General features: G+C 42.6%; 6 protein-coding genes. All 6 read left to right on the top strand.

The annotated features are described in order from the left end of the window. Window positions 1-444 precede the first annotated feature (444 nt). Window positions 445-1,296, top strand: a complete 852-nt coding sequence (locus AAEO50_RS20740) for a DUF72 domain-containing protein (RefSeq protein WP_341986277.1) — start codon at window positions 445-447, stop codon at window positions 1,294-1,296. Between the two features lie 65 nt (window positions 1,297-1,361). After that, window positions 1,362-2,186: a sulfite exporter TauE/SafE family protein gene (locus AAEO50_RS20735; RefSeq protein ID WP_341986276.1), complete on the top strand. Its 825-nt coding sequence runs from the start codon at window positions 1,362-1,364 to the stop codon at window positions 2,184-2,186. A gap of 25 nt (window positions 2,187-2,211) precedes the next feature. After that, on the top strand, window positions 2,212-3,570 hold the full coding sequence (locus tag AAEO50_RS20730; protein WP_341986275.1) for a bifunctional UDP-sugar hydrolase/5'-nucleotidase: 1,359 nt from the start codon (window positions 2,212-2,214) through the stop codon (window positions 3,568-3,570). Window positions 3,571-3,627: 57 nt separating this feature from the next. After that, window positions 3,628-3,930 carry a YunC family protein gene (locus AAEO50_RS20725; protein ID WP_341986274.1) on the top strand — a complete coding sequence of 101 codons (303 nt, stop codon included), beginning with the start codon at window positions 3,628-3,630 and terminating at the stop codon, window positions 3,928-3,930. A 630-nt stretch (window positions 3,931-4,560) separates the two neighbouring features. Then, on the top strand, window positions 4,561-5,631 hold the full coding sequence (locus tag AAEO50_RS20720; RefSeq protein ID WP_341986273.1) for an HD-GYP domain-containing protein: 1,071 nt from the start codon (window positions 4,561-4,563) through the stop codon (window positions 5,629-5,631). A gap of 58 nt (window positions 5,632-5,689) precedes the next feature. Continuing rightward, complete coding sequence (gene yunB, locus AAEO50_RS20715) at window positions 5,690-6,454, top strand: sporulation protein YunB (protein ID WP_341986272.1); 765 nt, start codon at window positions 5,690-5,692, stop codon at window positions 6,452-6,454. Window positions 6,455-6,814: the final 360 nt, after the last annotated feature.

Here is a 6,814-nt window from a genome sequence, read left to right as displayed (position 1 = left end):
ACCTTGGTAAAAGTGAAGAAGGAAATGATGAAAATGAAAAACTAAGAATCGTTTAGTTTTTTAAAGAATTCGTCAGGAATTAGGGGGTCAAACCGTAATCATCTTTATAAAAGGTGAGAGAGATCAAAAAAGGAAAATATACTTGGATTTCTTACATAAAATGAATTTTCTTCAACATTAATCAGAAATTGATTAGTAAAAGTCTGCAATCATCCTACAGCCAAAACAACGACTGAGAAGATGAACCTGAAGACTTTCAATATTCATAAAAAATCCAGAAAGCCATCAAAATTCCCCATCTCCTTAAAATGAAAACTGAAAAGCCCCATACTTTCCACTATCAGCCGATCAAAAATACCAATCACTACGACTACCCACCCCTCTTATGATAAAATGAAAAACAAACCAAAAGAAGTTCATCACTATTAAAGAGGGTGAATACGGATGATTTATATAGGAGTCACCGGTTGGGGAGATCATGATACTCTTTATGAGAACGTTTCTCCGCGGGACAAGCTGAAGGAATATGGGGCTCATTTTCCTGTTGTGGAAGTGGATGCGAGCTTTTATGCTGTCCAGCCGATTCGGAATGCCGAAAAGTGGGTAAAGGATACGCCAAAAGATTTTAAATTCATTGTAAAGGCCTATCAGGGAATGACAGGCCACCAGCGCGGGGATATTCCTTTTGAGACGAAAGAGGAAATGTTTCATGCATTCAAGACCTCTCTTTCTCCATATCTGCAGGCTGGAAAGCTCTCGATGGTTCTTTTGCAGTTTCCGCCTTGGTTTGATTGCACGCGTGACAATGTAGCCTATATCAGATACTGTAAGGAACAGTTAAATGATTTGCCGTTGGCGCTTGAGTTCCGCAATCAAAGTTGGTACTCTCCTCAGTTTAGAGATAAGACACTCACTTTCATGAAAGAACAGGGGTGGATCCATAGTATTTGTGATGAACCCCAGGCCGGGGAAGGATCGGTACCGAGAGTATTGGAGTCCACCCATGAAGAGGCGACGCTGATCCGATTCCATGGCCGTAATGTTCATGGCTGGAACAAAACCGGCAGCGGGGATGAATGGCGGGAGGTCAGGTATTTATACCGTTATAATGAAGCAGAATTAAAAGAGTGGATTCCTCATATTCATAAGCTTCATGAAGCATCAGAGGATGTTTATATCCTTTTTAATAACAACTCGGGTGGAGACGCTGCGGATAATGCGAAGCAGCTGATTGACATGCTTGGGATTGAATATGAATGTCTTGCACCGAAGCAGCTGGATTTATTCCAGGAATAAAATGATATAAGTATTGACTCTGACATGGCGAGGATTTTCTAAAGAAGAACTGGAGATGAAAGTTAGTGGAATGGATCGTATTGATTTGCATTGGATTATTTGCAGGGACAGTCGGCTCTCTTGTCGGCCTCGGCGGCGGAGTCATCGTTGTTCCCGCACTGATTTATTTTGGTACATATACAGGCTGGCTTGAAAACATCACACCTCAAACGGCTGTCGGCACTTCGTTGATGGTCATGATATTCACAGGACTGTCGTCGACACTCTCTTATTTAAAGCATAAGACAGTCGATTATAAGAGCGGGTTGATTTTCTTTGCCGGCGCCGGGCCGGGATCGATCATTGGTGCCTGGGTAAATAAATATTTAAATATGGAAGACTTCAATCTTTATTTTGGTATTTTTATGATCATCATGGCGATCATCCTGATGGTACGGAATAAGCTGAAACCTATTGAAAAGTTCAAGACGGCATCCTTTCAAAGGGAATTCACCGATCCGAGTGGAGAAACCTTTCAATATGGCTATCCGCCTCTTATAGGTGCATTGATTGCTCTTGTGGTAGGGTTCACTTCGGGATTGTTTGGTATCGGCGGGGGATCACTGATGGTGCCGGCGATGATTCTGATCTTCCTGTTTCCCCCTCATGTAGCCGTGGCGACTTCCATGTTTATGGTCTTTCTATCCGCACTGGTGAGTTCCGGGACACATGTGGCATTAGGGAACGTAAAGTGGCTGTATGCATTGGCTCTCATTCCCGGAGCATGGTTCGGGGCGAAATTGGGATCATTTTTAAATACAAAACTGGAATCAAAAGCATTGGTGAGCGTACTGCGCATTATACTGATATTAATAGGAATACGATTGATTTATCAAAGCATAACTGGATAACCTCCATTGGGAGAGTGAAAGAAAGATGAAAGAAATCATTCATATCTATCATACAAATGACCTTCACAGTCATTTTGAGCATTGGTCGAGAATACGGGATTTTCTTAAAAAAAGAAAAGAATGGCATGTGAGTGAGGGAGAGGACGTATTTCTCTTTGATATCGGGGATCACGTCGATCGCTGGCATCCATATACAGAAGCTACATTAGGCAAGGGGAATGTCGGTCTTCTTAATGAAGCGGGGTATGATGCCGTCACAATCGGAAATAACGAGGGCATCACCCTTGATTATGAGGATTTAAATAGGTTGTATCAAGATGCTGAATTCCAAGTGATTGTCGGTAATCTCTTTAGCAGGGAAAAGAAGGTTCCGGATTGGATCAAGACTCATACCATCTATGAAACAAAATCGGGGCTGAAAGTTGCGGTTCTCGGTCTGACCGCGTATTTCTTCCCTTTTTACAGAGCGCTTGGCTGGAATATCACCTCGCCCCTGGATGAACTGAAGAAGCTGGTTGAACAGCTGAAAAATGAAGTGGATGTATTAGTACTGCTGTCTCATCTTGGCCTCAGAGATGATGAACTCATTGCCGAATCTTTCCCTGAAATAGATGTGATTCTGGGTGCTCATACGCATCATATTTTGCATGAGGGAAAAGAAATAAATGGCGTCATGCTGGGGGCTGCGGGAAAGTTCGGAAACTTTGTCGGTCATATGATGATTGAAGTGGATGCGGTTAAGAAGAACGTACTGTCCAAGAAAGCCCAGCTCTATGCACATGACCATCTGCCAAAGTCGGAGCATGAAGATGGAGAAAGGCAGCATTGGTATAGGGAGGGAGAAAGCCTGCTGGGTACCGAGGTTGCAAATCTGGAGGAATCCTTGCCTGCAGAATGGTTCAAGAAGTCACCGCTCCCGCAGCTTTTGAGTGATGCTTTGAAAGAATGGTGCAAGGCAGATTGTTCTTTCCTGAATGCGGGGCTTCTTATGGAAGGGTTGAATGAAGGTCCGGTAACCAAACAAGATCTCCACCGTATCCTGCCGCACCCGATTAACCCTTGTCTGATTGAGCTTTCAGGTGCGGAGCTGAAGGAAATCATCAAACAGACATTCAATGAAGAATGGCCCCATCTTCAACTGAAAGGGCTTGGCTTCAGGGGGAAGATCATGGGTGAATTTGTGTATACCGATATTGCTTTCGAAGAAGATAAACAAAGAATCTATATCGAAGGGGAACAGGTACAGCCTAAAAAAACCTATAAGCTTGCTATTCCTGATATGTTTACATTCGGACACTTCTTCCCAGATCTCCAGAGGCTGGAGAAGAAGTACTTCATGCCAGAATTCCTGAGGGATATCCTTGCCTGGAAATTGGGTCAGTAAATGTTTCACCGTTCTTCCGCTCTTCTCATACATATGAGTTGAGAGGAGTGATGCAGAATGATGAATCTTTCTCCGATTACCATTCAAGGACATACCTTTTTAGCTATTTCCGTTGCGTTACCGAAAACCAACCTGCTGGTCGTGACGAGCGATAAGGGATATATCATGTGCGGTGCCCTCGATGTTGCTTTGCTCAATGAGAAATTAAGTGACAGAGGAATCATTGCAGGCAGGGCAGTCGGTGTCAAAACGATCGACCAGCTGCTGGATGCTCCCCTGGAATCGGTGACGATCGAAGCGGAAAACCGTGGAATCAATCCGGGTATGATTGGCCGCGATGCATTATTGAAAATGCTCTGAACCTTGATAGATTGCTTCTATGCTGCGTGCATGGAAGCCTTTTTTGGATGCAGATATGCTGAATGGAACCATTTTGCGTTCAGAGAGTATGAAGAAAGTATTAGAAATAATAAATTTGCGAAAAAAATTTCAAAATTTTATGGGTGAATGTTATTTTTCTCATTCTAGCTGTTGGTTGTGGCAGGAAGTTAGATTGTAATGGGGGTATTACTGGGGCGGAGATAATTTTATTATCAAAAAAAGCCAACTTTTTATCAAAAATTAGGATATATTATCAAAAAACCATTTTTATTATCAAAAATAGAAATATATTATCAAAACCTGAAAATTGTCGTTTGTAATACCTGTCGTTGTATTTTTCGGCATTAGAAAGATTGTCAACAAAATAAATTCAGTAGAACGTCAAAAAACTTGAAAGGTCCACACCACTCACTTAGACATGCTCCCACCTTTACATCCCCTTAATATTCTTTCATGAATATTTACCATGTTTTGCTTAAATACAGCTTGCAACGCACTTTTTATCTATTATAATGGAGATACTAGTAAAATATGTCGAAAAATGAAAGAATTACATAGGAGAATTCTATGAGGCTGATATCAACTAGGGCTTTGAGGCCGGGAATGGTTATGGCGACAACAGTAAATAATGTAAGGGGTCAAGCGCTGATCCAGCAAAACGTAGCGATTACGGAACGGATGATTTACCGTCTGCGAGAGCTTAATATTCAGTATGTCTATATTGAAGATGCCCTGTCTAACGGTATAAAAGTGACTCAGTCGGTACCGAGTAAAGTAAGGCAGGAAGCGGTTGCGGGTATAGAAGGTGTGTTTAGCCGGATTAATGAAGCTAAGATGCCTCAAAATTTAGTTGTACTTGAGGACAGCGCCAAACAACTGAAACAAATTATTAATGTCGTCTTGAGAGAAGTAAAGGAAAATGACGAGTTACTTACCGTTCTCACCGACGTCTTTACTTATGATTCTTACGTATTCCATCATTCCTTCAATGTGACTTTATATACTCTATCGATCGGGATTGAACTGAATCTTTCCTCAAAACAGCTGGAGGATCTTGGAATCGGTGCGATTCTCCATGATGTGGGGAAAATGCTGATTGCTGAAGAAATCCTTATGAAACCGGGAAAACTGACTGAAGAGGAATTCGTGGAAGTAAAAAGACATACAGAGCACGGTTTTGACATACTTAGAAAATTGCAGTCTGTGTCCCTGATGGTGGCTCACTGTGCCTATCAGCATCATGAAAGACTCGACGGCTCCGGCTATCCGCGCGGCCTGAAAGGGGAAGATATTCATCCTTTTGCTAAAATTATTGCAGTGGCCGATGTCTTTGATGCGATGACGTCCAATCGGGTGTACCGGAAAGCAATGCTTCCACATGAAGCGCTGGAAATCCTTTATGCGGGATCGGGGTCATTGTTTGATAAGAATGTGATTGAAGCCTTCCGTAGATCCGTTGCGATTTATCCGAACGGGATGGTTGTTGAATTAAACGACGGAATAAAAGGGATTGTCACCGGTCAGAATAAAGGTCTGACAGACAGGCCTGTCATTCGGGTCATCGAAGAAAAGGGGAAAGAGCTTTATTCTCCTTATGAATTGGACTTGCGAACAGAGCTTGATAGAGTCATCATCGGTTTTGATGCAGATTATGAACCGGAATCCAGTAAAATAAAATAAATTTTTGCGTTAAACCCTCCTTAAAGAGCATAAGAATAGCTTGTAAGGGGGGATTTTTTTGTCAAAGTTCAAATCACACAAACCCCGAGGCGGAGGACCGCTGCCTTTTCGCCATGTAATGATCATCACCATCGTTTTCTTTATTTTTTCAACAGGGGCAGGTTTATGGATCATCAACCTGGGCTTGAAGCCAACCCTCCTTGCTTACGCTGAAACGCAAACGAGCAGAATCGGTACGATGGTCATCAATAAAGCGATCAACAAAAAGGTAGCAGGATCCATCGAGTTAGAGGAGATAACGGAAGAAGTGAAAAACGAAGAAGGGGAGGTGGTCTCTCTCAGTTTCAATACACAAAATATCAACCGGGTTCAGGGAGAAATCACTAATTTAGTACAATTATATTTAAAGGAAGCTGAAAAAGGGAATATTGAAAACCTTGAATACATCACGGACATTGATATCGACGAAGAAGGGACTAAAGCCGATGAAGGGATTGTATATTCTGTCCCTCTTGGTCAGGCGACAAACAATGCATTACTCGGGAACTTGGGACCAAAAGTTCCAATCAGATTCCACTCAATCGGAGACGTTCGTTCGGACATTAAGCACACTGTAGAAGAATTCGGGATAAACAATGCCCTCGTCAAGGTCTATGTAACCCTTACAGTTAATGTCCAAATCATCATCCCATTTGCAACCAAAACAGAAACGATCAAACAGGATGTTTTAATCGCAATGGATACCGTGCACCTGGACGTACCTCAATTCTTCAACAACAGCGGCGACGGCACCTCTCCATCGATCGAAATACCGACGAACTGATTTAGGAAGTCCTTCTGAGATAACTATTTACTAGGAGTATTATTTATCTTAAGAAAACTTGTTGAAAGGCTATACAAAAGATTTCAGCTAGTTCCAGCAATTGATTGGAGTGCAAGACGAAGACTCCTGCGGGAGAAGTGGCCAATGTGAGACCTGTCCAGCTCCAGGGCTTAGAGGCACATGTCATAAGTCAACTCGTCCAAGAAGGCAAAGAACGTCTTCGTGGCCGATTCGCCTTATGCCATACGCCTCTGAACAAAGCCCTTCCGCTTTTCTATTTGTCCAGCTCCAGGGCTTAGAGGCACATGTCATAAGTCAACTCGTCCAAGAAGGCAAAGAACGCCTTCGTGGCCGATTCGC

The sequence above is a fragment of the Rossellomorea oryzaecorticis genome (assembly GCF_038405515.1).
GTDB classification, from domain to species: Bacteria; Bacillota; Bacilli; order Bacillales; family Bacillaceae_B; genus Rossellomorea; species Rossellomorea oryzaecorticis_A.
This window is presented reverse-complemented; position numbering and strand designations above follow the sequence as displayed.

What these genes read in the sequence shown, in the direction of transcription:
- AAEO50_RS20725 (WP_341986274.1), top strand. Translation starts at nt 3,628, where the DNA reads ATGATGAATCTTTCTCCGATTACCATTCAAGGACATACCTTTTTAGCT.
- AAEO50_RS20730 (WP_341986275.1), top strand. Translation starts at nt 2,212, where the DNA reads ATGAAAGAAATCATTCATATCTATCATACAAATGACCTTCACAGTCAT.
- AAEO50_RS20740 (WP_341986277.1), top strand. Translation starts at nt 445, where the DNA reads ATGATTTATATAGGAGTCACCGGTTGGGGAGATCATGATACTCTTTAT.
- AAEO50_RS20720 (WP_341986273.1), top strand. Translation starts at nt 4,561, where the DNA reads ATGGCGACAACAGTAAATAATGTAAGGGGTCAAGCGCTGATCCAGCAA.